Genomic DNA, 21,116 nt, shown 5'->3' with positions numbered 1-21,116 from the left:
CCTAGGAGCCGGCCGACCCGATCGCGGGGCACACTCGGGGGCATGGACCGCCGTACCCTCCTCGCCGTCACCGGCTGGCTGGCCACGACCGCCGCGGCGACGCTCGTCGGGCTCGCCGCCGTCGACCTGGTGGGCGCGGACATCACCGGCACGGCCGGCGGGGTACGCACCGAACAGGACGTGGCACGCGCGCTCGCCGTACCCGAGCCGGGGCCGAGCGGCGCGGACGCGAGCCCGGCCGCGACGCCGACCGGCGCGGCGTCGGGCACCCCGGCGTCGACCGGCGCCCGGCGCGGCTTCGTGACGGCCGGCGGCAGCGTGCTCGCCGAGTGCGGACCCGACGGCGTGCGCGTGGTGACCTGGTCCCCGGCGCCCGGCTATCGGACGAAGGATGCCGAGCCCGGGCCCGACGATCACGTCGAGGTGCGCTTCGTCGGCGCCGTGCAGGAGTACGAGCTTCGACTGCGCTGCCGCGACGCGGTGCCGGTCAGGGACTCGAACGACTGACGTTTCCGCAGCTCAGAGGCGCTTACTGTCAGTGATCGGACAGTCCTGCCGCTGGTTGCCGGGCGGTGGCGCGGCATAGCTTCGGTAGCAAGGAGAGTGATCGCCGCTGATCGCCGGGACGCACCACGAACGCCTCCTGCCGGCGTACCGGTGGGAGAGAGGACCACCATGGCCAGCCCCAGACCGAGGAGGGGACTGACCGGCCAGCCCGCTCCGAGCGCACCCGAGGCCGCGCGCGTCGACACCGAGATCGACTCGTGTTCGGCGGCCGGGCTGCCGGCCACCGCGCGCGTGCTGTTCGCCGTGGTCGACGCGAACGGCACCCTCGTCCGTGGCCTCGGCGCCACCTCGTCCACCCGGCTCGCCGCCGGGATGTACCAGGTCGCCTTCGACCAGGACGTCGCCCGGGCGGCGTACGTCGGGACGGTGGGCCCGGCCACCGGCGGCGGGCTCGCGCAGCAGGGCGTCATCACGGTGGCGCCGCGGGCCGGGATCGCGAACGCGGTCTTCGTCGAGACGCACGCCGCCGGCGGGCACGTGGACCGCCCGTTCCACCTGGCGGTGCTCGCCTGACCGGCACACGAGCGCGCGGCGCCGCACGACCCGGAGGTCGAAGCGTCGCCGCGCTCTGGCCGTCTCCCACCGGCGCAGCCGTACGGCGGTACGTCAGCGGGGACCTGGCTCGACCGGTCCAGCCGCACCGGTCTTGTCGCCTGCAGATGCCCCTTCCGGGCGCGGTCAAACCCGGACCGGGTGGGGAATTCCACCATCTGCCACTCCCGGCGTGGCGGGCGCGCGAACGGGGTATGAGCGGGCCATGGAGCATTTCACGATCGCGACCGTCGCCGAGAAGAGTCCCGACTTCCGCCGCGTGCTCTGGACCGGTGAGCACACGCAGCTGGTCATCATGACCATTCCGCCGGGCGGCGAGATCGGCGAGGAGGTCCACGAGGGCATCGACCAGATCCTCACCTTCGTCAGCGGCACCGGCGAGGCGCGCGTGGCCGGGGAGAAGAAGGACGTCGTCGCCGGCGACCTGGTGGTCGTGCCGTCCGGCACGAAGCACAACTTCGTCAACACCGGGCCGAACCCGCTGGTGCTCTACACCGTCTACGGCCCGCCGGAGCACGCCGACGGCGCGGTGCACAAGACGAAGGAGGAGGCGGACGCCGCCGAGGAGGCCGGCGAGGACGAGCCGCCCACGTCCTGAGTGCGCGTGGTGAGAAGGGGCCCCTTCTATGCCTCAGGCGTTAAGCGGGGGCCCCTCCTTACACCAGGCCGGGGTACTTGATGCCGGCGCCGGTGTTCAGCACGACGACCCGCTCCCCGGGCCGGATCCACCCGCCGGCGCGCAGGTGCCGGGCCGCGGTCAGGCAGGCCGCGCCCTCCGGGCACAGCAGCAGCCCTTCCCGGGCGGCGAAGTCGCGCAGGTCGGCGAGGATCTCCGCGTCGTCCACCGCGATCGCGGTGCCGGAACTCTCCCGCAACGCGTCCAGGATCAGCTCGTCACCGAGCGGGGCGGGGACGGTGATGCCGAACGCGACGGTCTGCGCGTCCGCCCACGGGGTGGCCCGCGACTCCCCGGCCGCGAACGCCCGCACGATCGGCGCGCAGCCGGTCGACTGCACCGCCACCAGCCGGGGCAGCCGGTCCTCCACCCAGCCCAGCTCGCGCAGCTCGTGCAGCGCCTTGTGGATACCGATCAGCCCGACACCGCCGCCGGTCGGATAAATGATCACGTCGGGCACCTGCCAGCCGAGCTGCTCGACGATCTCGTACCCCATCGTCTTCTTGCCCTCCAGGCGGTAGGGCTCGCGCAGCGTGCCGGCGTCGAAGACCCGCCCGCCGGACGCGGCCACCAGCGCCGCGATCTCCCGGCCGGCGTCGTTGATCAAACCGTCGATCAGCCGCAGGTCCGCCCCGGCGGCGAGGCACTCCTGCCGGCAGATGGTCGGCGCGGCCAGCGGCATGGCGATCGTCGCGCCCATCCCGGCCCGGGCCGCGTACGTTGCCCAGGCCGCACCGGCGTTGCCGTTCGTCGGCATGGCGATCCGCTCGACGCCCAGCTCCCGGGCCCGGCTCACGCCGACCGCCGCGCCCCGGGCCTTGAACGACCCGGTCGGCGTCAGCCCCTCGTCCTTGACGATCAGCTCGTCCACGCCGATCTCGTGGCCGTACGCCGGGGCGTGCCACAGCGGCGTCCAGCCCTCGCCCAGCGTGGTGACGAACCGGGGATCGGCCACCGGCAGCAGCTCCCGGTAGCGCCACAGGTCGGCCGGGCGGAGCCCGAACTGCTCCGGGGTCGTCGTGGCGGCCACCGCCGCCAGGTCGTAGCGGGCCAGCAGCGGGGACCCGCACCCGCACAGGTTCTGCGGTTTGTCGGCCGGGTGGTCCAGGCCGCAGCGCGGGCACTCCAGGTGCGTCAGGTGCACGGTGGTCCTCAGCTCGCGTCGATGCTCAGCCAGTGCCGGCTGCGCCGGCCCGGTTCGTACTCCGAGTCGAGGCGCTTCGCCACCACTCCCGGGAGCCCCTGCTCACGGGCGGCCCGCAGGGCGTCCGCGCCGACTCCCGGGAACCACGGCGGAGTCTGCCAGTGCGGGCCGGCGAGCGCCAGCGAGTCGAGCAGCTCGCGGCGTTGCGCGTACGGCACGTCGAGGCTGGTCACGCCCTCCAGCCAGAGCAGGTCGACGGCGAGGAACTGGCCGTCGCGCCGGGTCGGCGGGTGGAGCCGCCCGGCCGGGTCGATCCGCACCAGCACCCCGTCCAGCACCACCTCGGTGGGCGCCAGTTCCTCGGCCATGGCCCGCAACCAGGGGTACGCCCCGGTGACGTCCGCGTCGTCGCCGTCGCGCAGCCGCAGCCGGCCGCCGGAGACGTACGCCATCGCCCGTACGCCGGTCCAGCGCGGTTCGTACCCCCAGGCGTCGGCGTCGCGCGGCAGCCGCCCGCCCTCGGCGGGCCGCATCGGGCGGATCAGCTCCGGCATGGGCGTCCAGCCCGGCGGCGCCGGGTCGGTGCGTCGGACCATCCAGTCCCGGCCCCGGCCGCCGGTGGCGAACAGGACGTAGCGGCCCTTCGTGCGCTCGCCGTCCAGCACCACGATCACCTCGTCGTCGCGCCACTTCTCCGCGCGGTAGGTGCCGGTGTCGTGGACGATCATCCGCCCGCCGCCGTACTCCCCGGCCGGGATCTCCCCGGAGAACGTCAGGTATTCCATCGGGTGGTCCTCGGTGTGCACGGCCAGGTGGTTGCGGCCCGGGTCGCGGGGCAGCCCACGGGGGACCGCCCAGGAGGCCAGCACGCCGTCGTGCTCCAGTCGCAGATCCCAGTGCAGGCTCCGAGCATGGTGCTGCTGGATCACGAAGCGGGGCGCGCGCCCCGCCGTCCGCTTCCGGCGCGGCGCCCCCGCCGGCACCGGTTCCGGGGTACGCGCCGCGTCCCGCTTGCGCCGGTAGTCCTCCAGCCGGTCCGCCACGCCCGTATTCTCCGGCATGCCCGGCCCGAGCGCCGGCATGGCGGCGGCGATCAGGGGTAGAACCGTCGGCATGGACCTCGACCAGCCCACCCTCCCGCTCACCGGCGACGTCCGGATCCCGCTGCTCGGCTTCGGCACCTGGCAGGCCACCGGCGAGGACGGCTACCAGGCCGTGCTCGCCGCGCTGGACGCCGGCTACCGCCACCTCGACACCGCCACCATGTACGGCAACGAGAAGGAGGTCGGGCGCGCGGTCAAGGAGAGCGGGCTGCGCCGGGAGGACCTCTTCATCACCACCAAGCTGCCCCCGGACCGGGTCGGCCGGGAACGGGAGACCATCGAGGCGAGCCTCGACGCGCTGGACACCGAGTACGTCGACCTGTGGCTGGTGCACTGGCCGCCGTCCGCGCCCGGCGACAGCATCCCGGTGTGGCGCGAGATGCTCGCCGCCCGGGACGAGAACCTGGCTCGCACGGTCGGCGTGAGCAACTACTCGATCGCGCAGCTCGACGAGCTGATCCAGGCCACCGAGGAGACGCCCGCGATCAACCAGATCCGGTGGAGCCCGTCGCTGTACGACCGGCAGACGCACGTCGCCCACCGGGACCGGGGGGTGGCGCTGGAGGGCTACAGCCCGTTCAAGACCAGCGACCTCTCCGACCCGGTGCTGGTCCGTATCGCCCAGGCGCACGACGTCTCGCCCGCGCAGGTGGTGCTGCGCTGGCACGTCGACCACGAGATCGTGGTGATCCCGAAGTCGGTCACGCCGGAGCGGATCCGGGCCAACGCCGACGTGTTCGGGTTCTCGCTGACCGCCGAGGAGATGCGCGACATCGACGCGCTCGGCGGCTGACGCCGCGTACGCGAAGAAGGGGCGCGGTCCGGTGCGGACCGCGCCCCTTCCCGTCCGGCTGGTCAGCCTCGGGCGCAGGTGGCGCCGTTGAGGGTGAAGCTGCTCGGCGCGGAGAAGCTGCCGTTCAGCGTGGCCTGGTAGCCGAAGTTGGTCGAGGCTCCCGGGGACAGGGTGCCGTTGTAGGCGACGTTCCGCGCGGTCACCGCCGAGCCGCTCTGCGTCACGGTGGCGTTCCACGCGCTCGTCACGTTCTGCCCGGAGGGCAGGTTGTAGTTGAGCGTCCAGCCGTTGATCGTGCTGTTGCCGGTGTTCTTCACCGTCACCTCGGCGGTGAAGCCGTTGTTCCACACGTTCGTCGCCTTGTAGGTCACGGTGCAGGCCGTGTTGCCCGAGGGCGGCGGCGTGGTGGTCGGCGGCGTGCTGGTGGGCGGCGGGTTGCTGCCGGTGTTGACGCTCTGCGAGAACGAGTTCACCGCCAGGCCGACGCCGCCCTGCCACGGCTCGAAGCCGGCCTGGATGCTGGTCAGGTACCAGTCGTTGGTGATCGCGCCCCGGTTGCGGGTGTCGTTGATGAACGCCATCGCGTCGAAGCTGAAGCTGGGGATCGCGGACGGCGCCACGTACGAGATGACGTTGTTGGAGCCGTTGCTGCCCCGCCAGACCTCCCAGGTCCGGCCGGCGATGCTGGCGTTGCCGACCGGGGAGCCGATGGGCTGGATGGAACCCTGCCGGTTGAGCCAGATCATGATCTCCATCTGGTTCACGCCGTCCTTCTTGGGCGACGGGTCGAGCCAGATGTCGTACGCGGCGTCGTAGATCGCGCCGCCGACGTAGTTGTAGCTGATGCTGGCCGGCGCGCTGCTGATGTTCTTCACCTGGACCGGCAGGTTCGTGCCGGGCGAGCAGTTGGTGTAGTGGCAGCCCACGAAGATCGACGGGTAGGAGACCGGCGCCCCGTTGGTCGGCGCGGAGCCGTCCGCCCGGGTGATGGAGAAGCCGGTCGAGGTGACGTTGATGCACTGCTGGGCGCTGGTGCCCCAGCGGTTGTTCTGCACCACGTACTTGCCGCCGATGGTGGTGGAGCCGTACTGCTCGCAGATCTGCGTGTCGGCCGAAGCGGTGCCGCCGAGCGCGACGGCGACGATGCTGCCGGCGGCCAGCAGGCCGGCCGCGGCGAGGGCTCTGAGTGAACGCTTCATGATGCTCCTTGGTTCGGCGCGGGGGCGCCGGGACTGTCGGGGGGTACGTGCGGGAGCGCTCCCAAGTTGGCCAGAACACATTTACATGTTTGAAACCATTGCGCAACTGAACCGGTTAAGGAGGGTGCGGACGGGGTCCGCGGGCACTTCCGCCGCCTGATTGCGGCGAGTAGTGTCTTGCCTCCGACGCGTTCCGACCCCCTCCCGGAGGCGTACCCCACGATGGGTGGTTCTCCCCTGCGCATCCTCGTCGTCGGCGCGGGCATCGCCGGCCTCGCCGTGGCCCGGGCGCTGCGCCTGGCGGGGTTCCGGCCCGACGTCACCGAGCGGCTGCCACCCACCGAACACACCGACAGCGGCCTCTACCTGCCCGGCAACGCGGCCCGGGCGATGCGCCGGCTCGACCTGGACGGCCCGCTGCGGCCGCTCGGCGAGGTGATCCACCGTCAGCGCTTCCTCGACGCCGCCGGTGCGCCGCTGTGCGAGGTGGACCTCGACGCGCTCTGGGCCGGCGTGGGGGAGTGCCGCGCCCTGCCCCGGGCCGAGCTGCACCGGGTCCTGCTCACCGGGGCCGGCGGCGCGGTCCGGCACGGTGCCGAGGTGAGCACCGTCGAGCCGCTGCCCGGCGGTGTCGCGGTCGGCTTCACCGACGGCACCGGCGGGGAGTACGACCTGGTCGTCGGCGCGGACGGGCCCCGCTCCGCGGTACGCACCCTGGCCGCGCTCGGTGGCCCGCCGCGCGCCGCCGGGCAGGTGGTCTACCGCGCCGTGGTGCAGGGCGGCCCGCGGGTCGCCGACTGGACCGCACTGCTCGGCCAGCGGGCCGGCTTCCTCGTGGTGCCGCTCGGCGCGGGCCGGCTCTACTGCTGTGCCGACGAGGCCGGGAGCGTCCTGCCGGCCGACCCGCTGGCCCGGCTGCACGAGCTGTTCGGCCACTACGGCGGCCCGGTGCCGGAGGTGCTCGCCGCGCTGGAGACGGTGCACGTGGAGCGCACCGAGGAGGTCGAGCTGGGGCGCTGGTTCCACGGCCGGGTGCTGCTGGTCGGTGACGCCGCTCACGCCGTCGCGCCGACCCTCTCCCAGGGCGCCGCGATGGCCCTGGAGGACGCCGTCGTGCTCGCCGAGTCGCTGCGCGCCGCCGGCAGCGTCGACGCCGCGCTGATCGCGTACGAGAGTCGCCGCCGGCCGCGTACCCGCTGGGTGCGGGACCGGACCCGGGACCGCAACCGCACCCGCGACGTGCCGCCGGCGCTGCGCGACCCGGTGCTGCGCGGGCGCGGCGGGCGGATCTTCGGGGAGCACTACCGGCTCCTCACCGGTCCGCTGTAGCGGGTCGAAGATCGTAGCCGCCCACCCCACGCGGCGGGGCCACCTACCGGGGACTATCCTCCTTGCGGATGACGGCTGCGCCGATGACCAGCGCACCGAGCGGGACAACCCAGAACCGGAGGCCACTCGTGACCACCGTCGCACCCAAGCCGGTCGTGACCCGGCCCTGGCCGGTCCGCGAGCCGGTCAAGGGGTCGGCCATCGCGCGGCTGCTGCGCACCACGGACGCGAAGCAGATCGGGATCATGTACATGGTCACCGCGTTCGCGTTCTTCATGATCGGTGGCCTGATGGCCCTGATCATGCGCGCCGAGCTGGCGCGACCGGGGCTGCAGTTCCTGTCGCCCGAGCAGTACAACCAGCTCTTCACCATGCACGGCACGATCATGCTGCTGTTCTTCGCGACGCCGATCGTGTTCGCCTTCGCGAACTACGTGGTGCCGCTGCAGATCGGCGCGCCGGACGTGTCGTTCCCCCGGCTCAACGCGTTCGCCTACTGGCTCTACCTCTTCGGTGGCACGCTCGCCGTGGCCGGCTTCATCAGCCCCGGTGGCGCGGCCGACTTCGGCTGGACGGCCTACACGCCGCTGAGCACCGTCGAGCACTCGCCGGGCGTCGGCGCCAACATGTGGGTGGTCGGCCTGGCCATCTCCGGTCTGGGCACCATCCTCGGCGCGGTCAACCTGATCACCACGATCCTGACCCTGCGCGCGCCCGGCATGACCATGTTCCGGATGCCGATCTTCACCTGGAACATGCTGGTCACCAGCCTGCTGGCGATCCTGGTCTTCCCGCTGCTGGCCGCCGCGCTGTTCGCGCTCGCCGCGGACCGCATCATCGGCGCCCACGTGTACGACCCGGCGACCGGCGGACCGATGCTGTGGCAGCACCTGTTCTGGTTCTTCGGGCACCCCGAGGTCTACATCGTGGCGCTGCCGTTCTTCGGCATCATCACCGAGATCATCCCGGTCTTCTCCCGCAAGCCGATCTTCGGCTACAAGGGTCTGGTCGCCGCCACCGTCGCCATCGCCGCGCTGTCGATGAGCGTCTGGGCGCACCACATGTTCGCCACCGGCCAGGTGCTGCTGCCGTTCTTCAGCTTCCTGAGCTACCTGATCGCCGTGCCCACCGGTATGAAGTTCTTCAACTGGATCGGCACCATGTGGCGGGGGCAGATCACCTTCGAGACGCCGATGCTGTGGGCGATCGGCTTCCTGGTGACGTTCCTCTTCGGTGGTCTCACCGGCGTGCTGCTGGCCAGCCCGCCGATCGACTTCCACCTGCACGACTCCTACTTCGTGGTGGCGCACTTCCACTACGTGCTCTTCGGCACCATCGTGTTCGCCGTCTTCGCGGGCATCTACTTCTGGTTCCCGAAGATGTTCGGCCGGATGCTCGACGAGCGACTCGGCAAGATCCACTTCTGGCTGACCATGATCGGCTTCCACACCACGTTCCTGGTCCAGCACTGGCTCGGCGCCGAGGGCATGCCCCGCCGGTACGCCGACTACCAGGCCGACGACGGCTTCACCGGGCTGAACATGGTCTCCACCATCGGGGCGTTCATCACCGGCATCTCGACCCTGCCGTTCATCTGGAACTGCTGGAAGTCGTACAAGACCGGCCCGGTGGTCGAGGTCGACGACCCGTGGGGCCACGGCAACTCGCTCGAGTGGGCCACCTCCTGCCCGCCTCCGCTGCGCAACTTCGACCGGATGCCGCGGATCCGCTCCGAGCGGCCCGCCTTCGACGCGAAGTTCCCCGATCTGGCCGCCGGGCAGAGCGTGGCCGGCCCGCCGGAGGGCGGCGCCAAGCCGCTGACCAGCGAGGTCAACGGTGGCGCCAGCTACCAGGAGGACACCGCCGGCAACCTCGACCAGCGCTGACCGAGTAGCCAGTCGGACGGGCGCCGCACCCCACCCGGGGTGCGGCGCCCGTTGCGTTCCGCCGCCGGGCCCGGCCGACGGGTCCGGGTCGCCCACGCGTTGATGGCCGAGCACGGCGTGGTGCGCAGTGCTCGGACCAGCCCGCGGCGCTCGGCGAACGCATCTGCTCGGCGCTCGCGCACGGAGCGTGACGCGACCGGAGAAGGCATTACTTTTCAGCGGTATACCCCTCGGGCATATTTATGCCTTGGAGGCATACCGCTGAAGGGCAGACCCTTCTCCGGCGTCGGCCCGCGCGCGTCGGCCCGCGCGCGTCGGCCCGCGCACGCCGGCCCGCGCACGCCGGGCGGCTCGGCGGGTACTCGGCCCCGCGCTCGCGCGACGCTGCTCCGCCCGCGCCCGCGCGGAAAGGTGGCGGGGGAGGCGTCAGGGGGTGGCGGGAGCCAGATCGGGGTCAGCGGTGACGACGGCGGGCGGCGGGGTGCGGCGGTGGCGCAGCTCGACCGGGAGCACGGCCAACGCCACCAGGCACCCGATCGCACCGGTGACCGCGAACCCCCAGGCCGGTGCCGACGCGTCGATGACCGCGCCGGCCAGCGGTGCGCCCAGGGCGATGCCGACGGTGACCGCCGAGCCGTGCAGGCCCATCGCCATCCCCCGCACGCCGGCCGGGGCGAGCCGGCTGACCGCGTCGGCGGTGGCCGCGATGGTGGGTGCGCAGAGCGCACCGGTTGGGATCAGCGCGAGGCTGAGCAACCACCAGTGCGAGCCGCCCAGCCCGACCGGGATCGTGGTGACGCTGAGCGCCGCCATCAGCGCCAGCGGCGAGAACGAACGGCGTACCGCGCCGTAGGCGAAGCCGCCCACCAGCGAGGCGACCGCCCAGGCGGCCAGCACCGCGCCGGTCCAGCCGACCTCGCCGCCGGCTCGGAGCACCGCCACCACTGCCACGTCGGTGCCGCCCAGCACCAGCGTGGCGGCCAGGCTGACCGCCAGCACGGCGAGCAGGCGCGGGGTGAGCCACTCGCGGCGCGGCACCGGGCGTTGCGGCCCGGTGGGCTCGCCGGCCGCCCGGGTCGGCGGGTTCAGCAGCCAGAAGCAGATGCCGGAGGCGACGATGCCGGCGCCGACCGCCCAGAGCGTCAGGCGCGGCGTGACGGTGGTGGCCAGGGCCACCGCGAGGGCGGGGCCGACCATGAACGACAGCTCCACCGACATCGAGTCCAGCGCGTACGCCGGGCGGCGTCGCTCCGCCGGCACCAGCGCGGCGATCGACTGGCGGACCACCGAGAAGACCGGCAGCGCGAGCAGCCCGGCCAGGAACGCGGTGGGCAGCAGCACCGGGTAGGACAGGCTGGGCGCGGCGGCCCAGAACACGCCCTCGGCGACGGTGCAGAGCAGCAGCACCGGCCGCAGCCCTCGACGATCGACCAGCCGGCCGAGCAGCGGCGCGCCGAGCGCGGCGCCGATCGTGGACGCGGCGCCGACCAGGCCGGCCGCGCCGTAGCCCCGACCGAGGTCGAGCACCACGTAGAAGGTCAGCGTCACCCCGACCGCGGTCAGCGGGACGCGGGCCAGCACCGACACCAGCAGCAGCGACCGCAGGCCGGGCAGGGCGAGCGCCTCCCGGTAGGGCTTCAGGTTCACGACGGGCCGTACCTCCCGCGCCATCCTGGGCGCAGGGTATGACAACGGCAAGCGATTACCTGGTCAAGCGGTACTGATCACAGGCTCGCCCACCAACTGCACCCCGGCACCGTCCAGCGCCCGCAGCGCCACGTCCAGCGTCTCCGGCGCGACGGCGGCGGTCAGCTCCAGCAGCACCGTGGTGCGGAAGCCCTCCCGGGCGGCGTCCAGCGCGGTCGCCCGCACGCAGTGGTCGGTGGCGATGCCGACCACGTCGACCCGGTCCACGTCGTGGCGGCGCAGCCAGTCGGCCAGGCACTCGCCGTCGGGCGCATGCCCCTCGAAGCCGGAGTATGCCGCCGCGTGCTCGCCCTTGTGGAAGATCGCCTCGACCCGGCCGGTCGCCAGCTCCGGGTGGAACTCGGAGCCGGACGTGCCGACCACGCAGTGCCGGGGCCAGGAGTCGACGTAGTCCGGCGGGTCGCCGAAGTGCGCCCCCGGGTCCACGTGGTAGTCCTTCGTCGCGACCACGTGGTCCCACCGGTCGGGCTCGGCGGCGAGCAGCCGGGAGATGCCACCGGCCACCCCGGCCCCGCCGCCGACCGCGAGGGAACCGCCCTCGCAGAAGTCGTTCTGCACGTCCACGATGATCAAGGCGTTCGCCATCTGGTCGGTCCCTTCTCAGGTCGCGGGTACGACGGTCACCGGCACGGCCGGGTCGCCGGCGGAGAGCTTGAGCCCCTCCCACGGGATGGAGATCAGGCACTCTCGCAGGTGTTCCCGGGACTCGTCCAGCGTCGGCAACGCCACCGGCTCGCCCGACACCACGTACGAATGCTGGAGCAACCGGTCGTTGGGCTGCCGGTCCGGCACGCCCTGCGGCACGATGACCTCCTCGGTGGCGGTGCCGGTCGGCTTGTGCCGCCGGACGGCCACCTTCCGGCCGCCGATGGTGGCCTTGTGCTCGGAGCGCTTGACCACCGGGCGTCCCTCCACCTCGACCAGCTTGTAGACCAGGCCGGCGGTGGGCGCGCCCGAGCCGGTGACCACGGCGGTACCGGCGCCGTACATGTCGACAGGCTCGGCGGCGAGCGACGCGATCGCGTACTCGTCCAGGTCGCCCGAGACGATGATCTTCGTCTCGGTGGCGCCGAGCGAGTCGAGCAGCTCGCGGGACTGCTGGGCGATCACCGCGAGGTCACCCGAGTCGATCCGGACCGCCCGCAGCTCCGGGCCGGCCACCGCGATGGCGTTGCGGATGCCCTGGGCGATGTCGTACGTGTCGACCAGCAGCGTGGTGTCCTTGCCCAGCGTGGCGACCTGGGACGCGAACGCCGCCCGCTCGTCGTCGTGCAGCAGGGTGAAGGCGTGCGCGGCGGTGCCCGCGGTCGGGATGCCGTAGCGCTGCCCGGCGGCCAGGTTGGAGGTGAACCGGAAGCCGGCCAGGTAGGCCGAGCGGGCGGCGGCCACCGCGGCCTCCTCGTGCGCCCGGCGCGAGCCCATCTCGATCAGCGCGCGGCCCCGGGCGGCGGTGACCATCCGGGCCGCCGCGGCGGCGACCGCGCAGTCGTGGTTGAGCACCGACAACACCAGCGTCTCCAGCAGCACGCACTCGGCGAACGTGCCGGAGACGGTGAGGATCGGCGAGCCGGGGAAGAACAGCTCGCCCTCGGCGTAGCCGTCGACGTCACCGGTGAAGCGGTAGTCGGCGAGCCACTGCGCGGCCCGGTCGTCGGCCACGCCGGTGCGGCGGAGGAAGTCGATCTCGGCCGGGTCGAACCGGAAGTCGCGGATCATGTCGACGAGTCGGCCGGTGCCGGCGACCACACCGTATCGCCGGCCGGCCGGCAGCCGCCGGCTGAACACCTCGAAGACGCAGCGGCGGTCGGCCGTGCCGTCCTGCAGCGCGGCGCTGACCATGGTCAGCTCGTATTGGTCGGTCAGCAGCGCGGGGCGAAGGGTGCTCACCGCCCCAGCCTAGAGTTCAGGCCGGATCCGTGCCGTCGTGCCCCGGCATCGACCGCAGCGCGGCCCCCAGCTCGCTACGGCGGGTGACGCCCAGCTTGCTGTAGACCCGCTGGAGGTGGTTCTCCACGGTACGGGTGGAGAGGTAGAGCCGCTCGGCGATGGCGCGGCTGGTCAGCCCCTCGGCGGCCAGGTGGGCGATCTCCCACTCCCGGTCGCTGAGCGCCGGGCGCAGCAGCCGCAGTGCCGGGGTGGAGATGTCGTCGCAACGGCGCAGCAGGTCGGCGAGGCGCTCCCGGGCCGGCCCGGTAGCGCCGGCCCGCGCGTCGCGCATCCGGCACAGCGCCATCGCGGTCGCCTCGGCCGCGTAGACGACCAGCTCCCGGTCGGCGAACCCGTCGGCCACCGCGAGCAGGTCGTCCGGTGAGCCGTCGAGCGCGGCCCGGCCGTAGCGGGCGACCAGCGGCGGCAGCACGCCGTCGACCTGCTCGGAGAGCTCCGCCAGGCGCTGCGCCACGCTGCGCCGGCCTCCGTCGGTGCAGGTCGGCCCGACCGGCGCGGCGGCCTGGTCGAGCCGGACCAGGTCGAGCAGGACGAGCAGCTCGTGGCCGGCGAGGCCGTCCTCGCGCAGCCGGTCGGCCAGCGCGCAGAGGTGCTTGGTGGCGCCCGGCAGGTCGCCGGCCGCCGCCTGCGCCGCGCCCCGGGCCTGCTCCAGCCACGGATAGAGGACGGCCATCCCGGGCGCGTGCGTCCGGTCCGCCTCGGCCATCGCCTCGGTCGCGTGGACCGCGTCGCCGCGCAGCGCGGCGGCCTGGGCGCGTTCGGCGTGGGCCAGGCCGGCGTACACCCGGCTGGTGGCGAGCACCGCGCAGGCGCCCAGGCTGGTCTTGAGCGCCTCGTCGCCGCGCCCGCGCAGCCGCGCCGCGTACGCCTGGAGGATGGCCAGGTAGCCGGTGCCGAGCCGGAAGTCGCCGGCGCCGGCGAGGTCGGCGAACTCGTCGGCGACGATCGCGTCGATGCCGGTCAGGTCGCCGGAGAGCGCCAGCCGGGTGCCCCGGGCCAGCTCCATGGCGAGCTGGAGGTAGGGCATGTCGGACCGCCAGCACGCCGCCTCGGCCTGCACCCGGGCGATCGCGGTGGCGCTGCGCCGGTATTGTCCCTGGCCGGCCTGCAGGTGGGCGAGGGTGCAGCGGGCCAGTTCCCGGGCCGCCATCGGGGCGGCCGGGCGGTCCAGCACCTCCTGGGCCAGCCGCACCGCGACGTCGACGTCCAGCCGGTGCAGCCGCATGATGGCCTCGAAGGCGCGGACCCGGGCCCGGTCGGCGGGATCGGTCAGTTCCTCGCCCCGGGCGGCGATCTCCTCCACCGTGGACTCCCGGTTGAGCCCCCAGTAGCTGACCATGCCCCGGACGGTCAGCCAGCGGCTGCGTCGCCGGTCGTCGCGGATCTCCCCGGCGACCTGGTCGAGCACGCGGAGCGCTTCCTCCGGACGATCGCCGAACATCAGGATGGTGGCGAGCAGCTCCGCCGCGTCCGTGCCGCCGCCGGCCTCCAGCGCGGCCCGGGCCAGCCGGGTGGCCAGCGGCACGTCGTACCGGCCGAACGCCTGCACGGCCGCGTCGAGCAGCAGCGCGACGTTCTGCGCCGTACCCGAGTCGAGCCGCCAGACCGCGACCCGCAGCAGGTCGTCGCGGCGGCGCTTGCCGACCTGCTCCAGCAGCCCGGCGAGGGTGGCCTGGAGCCGCCGGGTGCGGCTGACCGGGCACTGGCGGCGCATCACCTCGCCGTAGAGCGGGTGGGCCAGGCGGACGTTGAGCCGCCGGTCGTCGCGGACCATCGCGATGAGCCCGCGTTCCTCGGCGACCTCCACGTCGGTCGGCTCGACCGCCTTCTCCAGCAGTTGCAGGCCCAGCGGCTCGCCGAAGGCGACCAGCTCCACCACCGCCCGCACGCCGGGGGTGAGCTGGCCGATCCGGGTGTCGATCAGGTCGGTGAGGCTGGGTGCCAGCTCCAGCCGGCCGGTCCACTTCCAGATCCCGTACGTGCGCCGGAGCTCGCCGTCGGCGGCCAGCACCAGCTCGCGCAGCAGCAGCGGGTTGCCGGCGGAGAGCCGGAACAGCCGGTCGGAGGAGCCGGCGTCGACCGGGCCGCCGAGGATCGCGGCGAGCAGGCCGGTGGTCTCGCTGCGGCCTAGCGGTCCCAACTCGACCAGCTCGACCAGGTCGTCGGTCCACAGGGCGCGGATCGGCAGCGGGATCTGCTCGCCGTTGCGCAGCGTCCCGATGACCGTGGCGTTCTCCGAGCGGGCGATCAGGTGCACCAGCGCGGCCGACGGCGGATCGAGCAGGTGCGCGTCGTCGACGGCGAGCACGATGGGCCGACCGGCGGCCTGCTCCTGGAGCAGGTCCACCGCCCAGCGCAGGATCCCGGCGGGGGACAGGCCCTGCGGCTGCGCGGCGGGAAGCACCTGGACCAGCCCGCCGAACGGCAGGGCGGCGGTGGTGGCGCTGGCCGCGACCGACCAGATCGCGTGTCGCTCGGGGGAGAGCGCGGCCACCCCCTCCCGCAGCAGCCGGCTCTTGCCGACGCCCGCGTCGCCGCTGAAGAACAGCCCGCGCCCGTCCGGGCCACCGACCGCCGACAACAGACGGTTGAGTTCATCCGTTCGGCCGACGAACTCCCACCTGGTCATCGGTGCAGCATATCGATGGGATGCCGTCCGCGTGCGCGTCGTCACGCAGTGAAGTTGAGTAATCTGTCCCTTACTCGTGAGTACCGGATGTGTTCGTTGTCGGATGCACGACACCCGTAGGCTTCCGGCATCCCCTTTGGCCAGGGAAAATCCGCGACCGGGCTGATGCGCCGGCCGCCTGACCGGGAGGCCACCTGATGAAGCCAGGTCCACTCCCCTCGGTCGACGTGCCCGATCCGGGCGGGCGCGCCGAGCCGTCACGGTGCGCCCCGCTGCCGGCCCGGCTCGGTCTGACCGACCCGGGGCCGGGCGAGCCGCTCGCCGTCGTCGTGGCCGGCCCGGCCGGCGCGGGCCGGCGTGAGCTGATCGCCGGCCTGCTCGGGGCGGACCCCGGCACGCTCGTCGTGCCCGCCGGGAGCTACCTGCTGGTCAACCACGCCAAGGTCGCCACCCGCGCCGCGTACGTGCCCGGCTACCGCCAGCCGCACGCCTACGGCGCCGATCCGCTCGCCGCCGGCCCGGCGCTGGCCCGACCGCCGCGGCGGGTCGAACTCAGCCTGCCCGACCCGCTGCTGCGGCACTTCGCGGTGCTCGACCCGCCGGACACCGCCACCCTCGGCGTGGCCGGCGGCCTGGTGCTGCGCGACGCCGTGGGCCGGGCCGGCGCGCTGCTCTTCGTGATCTCCGCCGACCAGGCCTTCAGCGCGGCCGAGCTGCACCTGCTGGCCGAGGTGGCGCGGGCCCGCGTCGCGGTGTTCTTCGCCGTCACCCCCGGCGTGACCGGCTGGGCGGCGCCGGCGGACGGCGCGACGGCGGAGGGCACGGGGGCGTCCGTGCCGTCGCCCGCCCGATCCGGCCCGCCCGGCCCCGCCGGTCGGCTCGACCCGGTGGCGGTCTCCATCGCGGCCCACCGTGCGGCGTTGCTGGCCGCGGTTCCCGCGCTCGCCTCGGCCCGGTGGTTCGCGGCCCGGCGGGCCGAGCTGCCGAACCTGCGCCGCGCGCTGGTCGGGTGGGCCGCCGACGAAGGGCTGCGCCGGGCCAGCGCCCGGCCGCCCGAGCCGCCCGGCGCGCACGGCCGGGTGCCGGTGCTGGCCGGCGTCGACCCGGCCGACCTGGCCGACCGGATCGACCGCCAGGCCCGGTCCTGCGCCCAGCGGATCCGCCAGCACCTCGCGCTGGAGCTGGCCAACATCCACCTCCGGGTGGTGCAGGAGATCGTCTTCGGGGTCGGCTGCGCCGGCCTGCCGCAGCTGCTCGACCGCGAGCTGGAGGCAGTGTCGATGCTCGCCACCGCGCAGTGCGACGAGGCGGTCCGCGGCATCGTCGACGACGCCGCCGCGCGGGTCTTCGGAGCGCCGCTCGCCGAGGGCGTGCGCCTGCGGATCACCCGCGCGGTGCGCTTTGGCCTCGCCGACCACCCGGACGGTCAGGAGCTGGACCGCGTGCTCCTGGTCACCAGCACGGCCGGAGTCGCCGGGCTGACCGGCACCGGCGCGCTGGACGCGCTGGCCGGGCTGCCCGCCGCCGAGCGTGACGAGGCGCTCCCACCGATCGGTGTGGCGCTCAACGGCGGGTGCTGGCAGCACTGGCGGGCACCCGGCAACGACGACCCGAACGTGGCCCGGTCCTGGGCGCAGCGCGCGCTGCGCGAGGTCGAACTCGAACTGTCCCGCGAGGTGTCCCGCCGCTTCGAGGTGATCCGTCTCTCGCTGGGCGTGGTGCTCGCCGATGCTGTCGACCACGGCATCCTGCTGGCCTGAGACCGGGGCCCCCGCGCGGGGTCCCGGTCCCGCGCGGGCGGTCCGGGCGGGCGATCCCGACCGCCGCGCCGTTCCGGTTCATCGGTTCCCCGGATCCGGTGGCACGATGGGGGGCATGGCGGCTCCACAGGTTGCGCCGGTCGAGACGCCGGACACCGAAGAGGTGCCGGTCTCCGACCGGCCATGGGTGACCATCGTCTGGGACGATCCGGTTAACCTGATGACGTACGTGACCTGGGTTTTCCAGAAGCTGTTCGGATACAGCCGGGAGAAGGCGGAGCAGCTCATGCTGGACGTGCACCACAAGGGCAAGGCGGTGGTCTCCAGCGGGGCCCGGGAGCGGATGGAGCACGACGCGGCGCAGTTGCACGCGTACGGGCTGTGGGCGACCGTGGAGAGGTCATGAGCATGTTCCGCCGTCGGGGCGACCGCTACGTGGCCAGTTTCGCCGTCGACGAGGTGCGGGTGCTGCGCAAGGTCGCCACCGAGGTGGTCGGCCTGCTGACCGACGGCTTCGACCACGGCGACCCGGTGGTCGGCCGGCTCTTCCCCGAGGTCTACCCGGACGACGGCGACAGCACCGCCGAGTTCCGCCGCTACACCGAGGGCGACCTGAAGACCGCGAAGATCGACCAGGCCGGCGCGATCCTCGCCGCGCTGCCCGACGGTGACGCCGGCGGCGAGGTGCGGCTCGACGCGGAGGCGGCCGAGGCGTGGCTGCGGGCGCTCAACGACGCCCGGCTGGCGATGGGCGTCCGGCTGGAGATCAAGGACGGCACCGACCTGGGCGAGGAGCTCGACGATGCGGTCGCCAGCGACCCGGCGTCGTCCCGGGTGTTCCAACTGTCGGTCTACGCCTATCTCGGATATCTGCAGGAGTCCCTGCTCAACGCGCTCATCGACTGAGTGGTGACGGTCGCCACCTCGCCGCCCGGGACAGCCAGGCGCTAGGCTGGTCGGCGTGCTGAGCATCGACCGGTCGATCATCGACGCGATCGTCGCCCACGCGCGTCGGGACCACCCGGACGAGGCGTGCGGCGTGGTCGCCGGCCCCGCCGGCGGCAACACCCCGACCCGGCACATCCCGATGGAGAACGCCGCCCGCTCGATGACGTTCTACGAGTTCGACTCGATGGAGCAGCTGCGGGTGTGGCGCGAGATGGACGACCGCGACGAGGAACCGGTCGTCATCTACCACTCGCACACCGCGACGGAGGCCTACCCGTCCCGCACGGACATCTCCTTCGCCGGCGAGCCGGGTGCGCACTACCTGCTCGTCTCGACCCGCGAGCCCGACACCGAGGAGATCCGGTCCTTCCGGATCATCGACGGCGTCGTGGCCGAGGAGCCGGTCGAGATCGTGGACGCCGCCGTGGATCCGAACGCCGTCCAGTCCTACATGTTCGGGCAGAGCCCGGCGACGGTCGACTACGAGTGTTCCGGCCGCTGACCCCCAGCGCACCGGCACACCCTCTTCCTTCCCGTCACCCGGCACGATCCTGAACGAGGAGCACCAGACACCATGGCCATCGAGGTTCGCATCCCCACCATCCTGCGCAGCTACACCGGCGGCGCGAAGGTCGTCGAGGGCAGCGGCGACACGCTCGCCGACCTGCTCACCGACCTGGACTCCCGGCACGCCGGCCTGCGCGGCCGGCTGGTCACCGACGCCGGCGCGCTGCACCGGTTCGTCAACGTCTACGTCAACGACGAGGACGTCCGCTTCCTGGGCGCGCTCGACGCGAAGCTCAACGACGGCGACAGCGTGACCATCCTGCCGGCGGTGGCCGGCGGCGCGTTCGGCTTCGCCGCGGCAGCGGCGATCGCCTCGCACGCGGTCTCGGCGCGCGCCACCGCCGCCGCCCGCTAGGGGGCCGGCGTGGCGCGGTACGACAGCCTGCTCGACGCGTGCGGCGGCACCCCGCTGGTCGGCCTGCCCCGGCTCTCCCCGACGGTGCCCGACGGCGCGCCGCCGGTGCGGCTCTGGGCGAAGCTGGAGGACCGGAACCCGACCGGCAGCATCAAGGACCGCGCGGCCCTGTTCATGGTGCGGGCGGCCGAGGAGGCCGGCCGGCTGCGCGCGGGCGACACCATCCTGGAGCCGACCAGCGGCAACACCGGCATCTCGCTGGCCATGGTGGCGAAGCTGCGTGGCTACCGGCTGGTCTGCGTGATGCCGGAGAACGTCTCCACGGAGCGGGTGCAACTGCTCCGGATGTACGGCGCGGAGATCATTTTCTCGCCGGCCGCCGGCGGCTCGAACCAGGCCGTCGCCACCGCGAAGCAGATCGCCGCCGAGCACCCGGACTGGGTGATGCTCTACCAGTACGGCAACGAGGCGAACGCGCGGGCGCACTACGAGACGACCGGGCCGGAGCTGTTGCACGACCTGCCGGGCGTCACCCACTTCGTGGCCGGGCTGGGCACCACCGGCACGCTGATGGGCACCGGTCGTTACCTGCGCGAGAAGGTCGACGGCATCCAGATCGTGGCGGCCGAGCCGCGCTACGGCGAGCTGGTCTACGGCCTGCGCAACATCGACGAGGGCTACGTCCCCGAGCTGTACGACGCCGGGGTGCTGTCCCGGCGCTTCTCGGTGGGCACGCGGGACGCGGTGCTGCGTACCCGGCAGCTCGTCGAGGTGGAGGGGATCTTCGCCGGGTTCTCCACCGGCGCGATCCTGCACGCCGCGCTGGCCGTGGCGCACGAGGCGGTCCGCGACGGCCGGCGCGCCGACGTGGCGTTCGTGGTCTGCGACGGCGGGTGGAAATACCTGTCCACCGGGGCGTACGGCGGCACGCTCGCGGACGCCGAGGACGCGCTGGACGGTCAGCTCTGGGCCTGACGGCCCGCGGCGGTCCGGCCGGTGGGGGCGCCCCGCCGGCCGGATCGCCGCGTTGTCCCGCATCCGGACGTGTATGGGTGTCACGTTGATGACAACTTCCGGTAGATGATTCTTGCCCGACCGGGCCGCCGCGTAGGCTGCGCAGCGTGGCGAGCGCGTCGGTGGAGATCAACGGCGGGGCGGCTGCCGATGCGTCGACTACCCAGTGTGAGATCGAGGCAACCGGATGCGACTGACCGTCCTCGGCTGCGCGGGCAGCTTCCCGGGCCCTGAGTCCCCCTGCTCCGCCTACCTGCTCGAGGCGGACGGCTTCCGCCTTCTGATCGACTTCGGTCCGGGCTCGCTCTCCACGCTCCAGCGCTACGTCGGGCTGCACTCGCCCGACGCCGTGCTCCTCACCCACCTGCACTGCGACCACATGCTCGACGCGGTGTCGTACGTCGTGGTCCGCCGCTACGCGCCGGACGGCCCCTACCCGCCGCTGCCGATGTACGCGCCGTCCGGCGCGCCGGACCGGCTGGCCGCCGCGTACGGGCAGGAGGACGCCACGGTCGAGGACGTCTACCAGTTCTACGGCCTGCAGCCGGGCACGTTCCCGATCGGCCCGTTCACCGCGACCGTCGACCGGATGAACCACCCGATCGAGACGTACGGGGTGCGGCTGGAGCACGGCGGCCGGGTGTTCTGCTACTCGTCGGACACCGCGCCCTGCGAGGCGCTGCTGCGCCTGGCCCAGGGCGCCGACGCGTTCCTCTGCGAGGCCAGCTACATGGACGGCGTGGACAATCCGCCCGACCTGCACCTGACCGGCCGGGAGGCCGGCGAGGCGGCCACCAAGGCGGGCGTGGGCCGGCTGCTGCTCACCCACCTCGTCGCGGCCTGGGGCAGCGAGTCGCACACCGTCGAGTCGGCGACCGGGGCGTACGCCGGGCCGATCGAGGTGGTCCGCGCCGGCGCCGGCTACGACGTCTGACGGCAC

The 21,116-nt window shown here is 73.4% G+C and carries 20 protein-coding genes; 13 read left to right on the top strand and 7 right to left on the bottom strand.

Annotation, left to right across the window (positions count from 1 at the left end):
- Window positions 1–42: 42 nt before the first annotated feature.
- The 3 genes from O7598_RS23870 to O7598_RS23860 all read left to right on the top strand — a co-directional run bounded on the left by O7598_RS23870 (window position 43) and on the right by O7598_RS23860 (window position 1,717).
- Window positions 43–507, top strand: a complete 465-nt coding sequence (locus O7598_RS23870) for a septum formation initiator (RefSeq protein ID WP_269693515.1) — start codon at window positions 43–45, stop codon at window positions 505–507.
- 168 nt (window positions 508–675) lie between these two features.
- Complete coding sequence (locus O7598_RS23865) at window positions 676–1,080, top strand: hypothetical protein (RefSeq protein WP_269693514.1); 405 nt, start codon at window positions 676–678, stop codon at window positions 1,078–1,080.
- A 244-nt stretch (window positions 1,081–1,324) separates the two neighbouring features.
- On the top strand, window positions 1,325–1,717 hold the full coding sequence (locus tag O7598_RS23860) for a cupin domain-containing protein (protein ID WP_091063455.1): 393 nt from the start codon (window positions 1,325–1,327) through the stop codon (window positions 1,715–1,717).
- A gap of 58 nt (window positions 1,718–1,775) precedes the next feature.
- On the opposite strand, the gene O7598_RS23855 is transcribed toward O7598_RS23860, so the two are convergent.
- Together O7598_RS23855 and O7598_RS23850 are read right to left on the bottom strand one after the other, a co-directional pair.
- The gene (locus O7598_RS23855; RefSeq protein WP_269693513.1) at window positions 1,776–2,939 is read right to left on the bottom strand and encodes a threonine synthase; all 1,164 of its coding nucleotides are present in this window, start codon (window positions 2,937–2,939) and stop codon (window positions 1,776–1,778) included.
- Window positions 2,940–2,947: 8 nt separating this feature from the next.
- Window positions 2,948–3,982 (bottom strand): DNA polymerase ligase N-terminal domain-containing protein, encoded by a 1,035-nt coding sequence (locus O7598_RS23850; protein ID WP_269693512.1) that lies wholly within the window; start codon window positions 3,980–3,982, stop codon window positions 2,948–2,950.
- A 70-nt stretch (window positions 3,983–4,052) separates the two neighbouring features.
- Here O7598_RS23850 and O7598_RS23845 point away from each other — a divergent pair, with 70 nt between their 5' ends.
- Window positions 4,053–4,835, top strand: coding sequence for an aldo/keto reductase (locus O7598_RS23845; RefSeq protein WP_269693511.1), 783 nt, complete (start codon window positions 4,053–4,055; stop codon window positions 4,833–4,835).
- 62 nt (window positions 4,836–4,897) lie between these two features.
- Here the strand turns inward: O7598_RS23845 and O7598_RS23840 are convergent, their stop codons facing one another.
- Entirely contained in the window at window positions 4,898–6,034 is a 1,137-nt protein-coding gene (locus tag O7598_RS23840) for a GH12 family glycosyl hydrolase domain-containing protein (RefSeq protein WP_269693510.1), read from the bottom strand.
- Between the two features lie 222 nt (window positions 6,035–6,256).
- Here O7598_RS23840 and O7598_RS23835 point away from each other — a divergent pair, with 222 nt between their 5' ends.
- Both O7598_RS23835 and ctaD read left to right on the top strand, forming a co-directional pair.
- Window positions 6,257–7,363, top strand: a complete 1,107-nt coding sequence (locus O7598_RS23835) for an FAD-dependent monooxygenase (RefSeq protein WP_269693509.1) — start codon at window positions 6,257–6,259, stop codon at window positions 7,361–7,363.
- A 128-nt stretch (window positions 7,364–7,491) separates the two neighbouring features.
- Window positions 7,492–9,249, top strand: a complete 1,758-nt coding sequence (ctaD, locus tag O7598_RS23830; protein WP_269693508.1) for an aa3-type cytochrome oxidase subunit I — start codon at window positions 7,492–7,494, stop codon at window positions 9,247–9,249.
- Between the two features lie 426 nt (window positions 9,250–9,675).
- On the opposite strand, the gene O7598_RS23825 is transcribed toward ctaD, so the two are convergent.
- From O7598_RS23825 to O7598_RS23810, 4 genes are read right to left on the bottom strand one after another with little or no spacing between them, the layout of a single operon-like run.
- On the bottom strand, window positions 9,676–10,920 hold the full coding sequence (locus O7598_RS23825) for an MFS transporter (protein ID WP_269693507.1): 1,245 nt from the start codon (window positions 10,918–10,920) through the stop codon (window positions 9,676–9,678).
- A gap of 39 nt (window positions 10,921–10,959) precedes the next feature.
- A complete protein-coding gene (locus O7598_RS23820; protein WP_269693506.1) occupies window positions 10,960–11,541 on the bottom strand; it encodes an isochorismatase family protein in 582 nt (193 codons plus the stop codon).
- A 15-nt stretch (window positions 11,542–11,556) separates the two neighbouring features.
- Window positions 11,557–12,843: a nicotinate phosphoribosyltransferase gene (locus tag O7598_RS23815; RefSeq protein ID WP_269693505.1), complete on the bottom strand. Its 1,287-nt coding sequence runs from the start codon at window positions 12,841–12,843 to the stop codon at window positions 11,557–11,559.
- Window positions 12,844–12,859: 16 nt separating this feature from the next.
- Window positions 12,860–15,532, bottom strand: coding sequence for a LuxR C-terminal-related transcriptional regulator (locus tag O7598_RS23810; protein ID WP_269693504.1), 2,673 nt, complete (start codon window positions 15,530–15,532; stop codon window positions 12,860–12,862).
- Window positions 15,533–15,729: 197 nt separating this feature from the next.
- Between O7598_RS23810 and O7598_RS23805 the strand changes: the two genes are divergently transcribed.
- The 7 genes from O7598_RS23805 to O7598_RS23775 all read left to right on the top strand — a co-directional run bounded on the left by O7598_RS23805 (window position 15,730) and on the right by O7598_RS23775 (window position 21,110).
- Window positions 15,730–17,292: a hypothetical protein gene (locus tag O7598_RS23805; protein ID WP_269693503.1), complete on the top strand. Its 1,563-nt coding sequence runs from the start codon at window positions 15,730–15,732 to the stop codon at window positions 17,290–17,292.
- Between the two features lie 115 nt (window positions 17,293–17,407).
- The gene (clpS, locus tag O7598_RS23800; protein WP_091063492.1) at window positions 17,408–17,698 is read left to right on the top strand and encodes an ATP-dependent Clp protease adapter ClpS; all 291 of its coding nucleotides are present in this window, start codon (window positions 17,408–17,410) and stop codon (window positions 17,696–17,698) included.
- The gene (locus tag O7598_RS23795; protein ID WP_269693502.1) at window positions 17,695–18,198 is read left to right on the top strand and encodes a DUF2017 domain-containing protein; all 504 of its coding nucleotides are present in this window, start codon (window positions 17,695–17,697) and stop codon (window positions 18,196–18,198) included. The genes clpS and O7598_RS23795 overlap by 4 nt, the downstream gene beginning before the upstream one ends.
- 55 nt (window positions 18,199–18,253) lie before the next feature.
- The gene (locus O7598_RS23790) at window positions 18,254–18,742 is read left to right on the top strand and encodes a M67 family metallopeptidase (RefSeq protein ID WP_269693501.1); all 489 of its coding nucleotides are present in this window, start codon (window positions 18,254–18,256) and stop codon (window positions 18,740–18,742) included.
- A gap of 72 nt (window positions 18,743–18,814) precedes the next feature.
- Window positions 18,815–19,162 (top strand): MoaD/ThiS family protein, encoded by a 348-nt coding sequence (locus O7598_RS23785; RefSeq protein WP_091063498.1) that lies wholly within the window; start codon window positions 18,815–18,817, stop codon window positions 19,160–19,162.
- A gap of 9 nt (window positions 19,163–19,171) precedes the next feature.
- Window positions 19,172–20,137 (top strand): PLP-dependent cysteine synthase family protein, encoded by a 966-nt coding sequence (locus tag O7598_RS23780; RefSeq protein WP_091063502.1) that lies wholly within the window; start codon window positions 19,172–19,174, stop codon window positions 20,135–20,137.
- Window positions 20,138–20,363: 226 nt separating this feature from the next.
- Window positions 20,364–21,110 carry an MBL fold metallo-hydrolase gene (locus tag O7598_RS23775; RefSeq protein ID WP_269693500.1) on the top strand — a complete coding sequence of 249 codons (747 nt, stop codon included), beginning with the start codon at window positions 20,364–20,366 and terminating at the stop codon, window positions 21,108–21,110.
- Window positions 21,111–21,116 lie beyond the last annotated feature (6 nt).

Source organism: Micromonospora sp. WMMC241 (assembly GCF_027460165.1).
Classification (GTDB): Bacteria; Actinomycetota; Actinomycetes; order Mycobacteriales; family Micromonosporaceae; genus Micromonospora; species Micromonospora humi.
This window is presented reverse-complemented; position numbering and strand designations above follow the sequence as displayed.

Coding starts and splice junctions, on each gene's coding strand:
- O7598_RS23870 (WP_269693515.1), top strand. CDS start 43: ATGGACCGCCGTACCCTCCTCGCCGTCACCGGCTGGCTGGCCACGACC.
- O7598_RS23865 (WP_269693514.1), top strand. CDS start 676: ATGGCCAGCCCCAGACCGAGGAGGGGACTGACCGGCCAGCCCGCTCCG.
- O7598_RS23860 (WP_091063455.1), top strand. CDS start 1,325: ATGGAGCATTTCACGATCGCGACCGTCGCCGAGAAGAGTCCCGACTTC.
- O7598_RS23845 (WP_269693511.1), top strand. CDS start 4,053: ATGGACCTCGACCAGCCCACCCTCCCGCTCACCGGCGACGTCCGGATC.
- O7598_RS23840 (WP_269693510.1), bottom strand. CDS start 6,034: ATGAAGCGTTCACTCAGAGCCCTCGCCGCGGCCGGCCTGCTGGCCGCC.
- O7598_RS23835 (WP_269693509.1), top strand. CDS start 6,257: ATGGGTGGTTCTCCCCTGCGCATCCTCGTCGTCGGCGCGGGCATCGCC.
- O7598_RS23825 (WP_269693507.1), bottom strand. CDS start 10,920: ATGGCGCGGGAGGTACGGCCCGTCGTGAACCTGAAGCCCTACCGGGAG.
- O7598_RS23820 (WP_269693506.1), bottom strand. CDS start 11,541: ATGGCGAACGCCTTGATCATCGTGGACGTGCAGAACGACTTCTGCGAG.
- O7598_RS23810 (WP_269693504.1), bottom strand. CDS start 15,532: ATGACCAGGTGGGAGTTCGTCGGCCGAACGGATGAACTCAACCGTCTG.
- O7598_RS23805 (WP_269693503.1), top strand. CDS start 15,730: ATGAAGCCAGGTCCACTCCCCTCGGTCGACGTGCCCGATCCGGGCGGG.
- clpS (WP_091063492.1), top strand. CDS start 17,408: ATGGCGGCTCCACAGGTTGCGCCGGTCGAGACGCCGGACACCGAAGAG.
- O7598_RS23795 (WP_269693502.1), top strand. CDS start 17,695: ATGAGCATGTTCCGCCGTCGGGGCGACCGCTACGTGGCCAGTTTCGCC.
- O7598_RS23785 (WP_091063498.1), top strand. CDS start 18,815: ATGGCCATCGAGGTTCGCATCCCCACCATCCTGCGCAGCTACACCGGC.
- O7598_RS23775 (WP_269693500.1), top strand. CDS start 20,364: ATGCGACTGACCGTCCTCGGCTGCGCGGGCAGCTTCCCGGGCCCTGAG.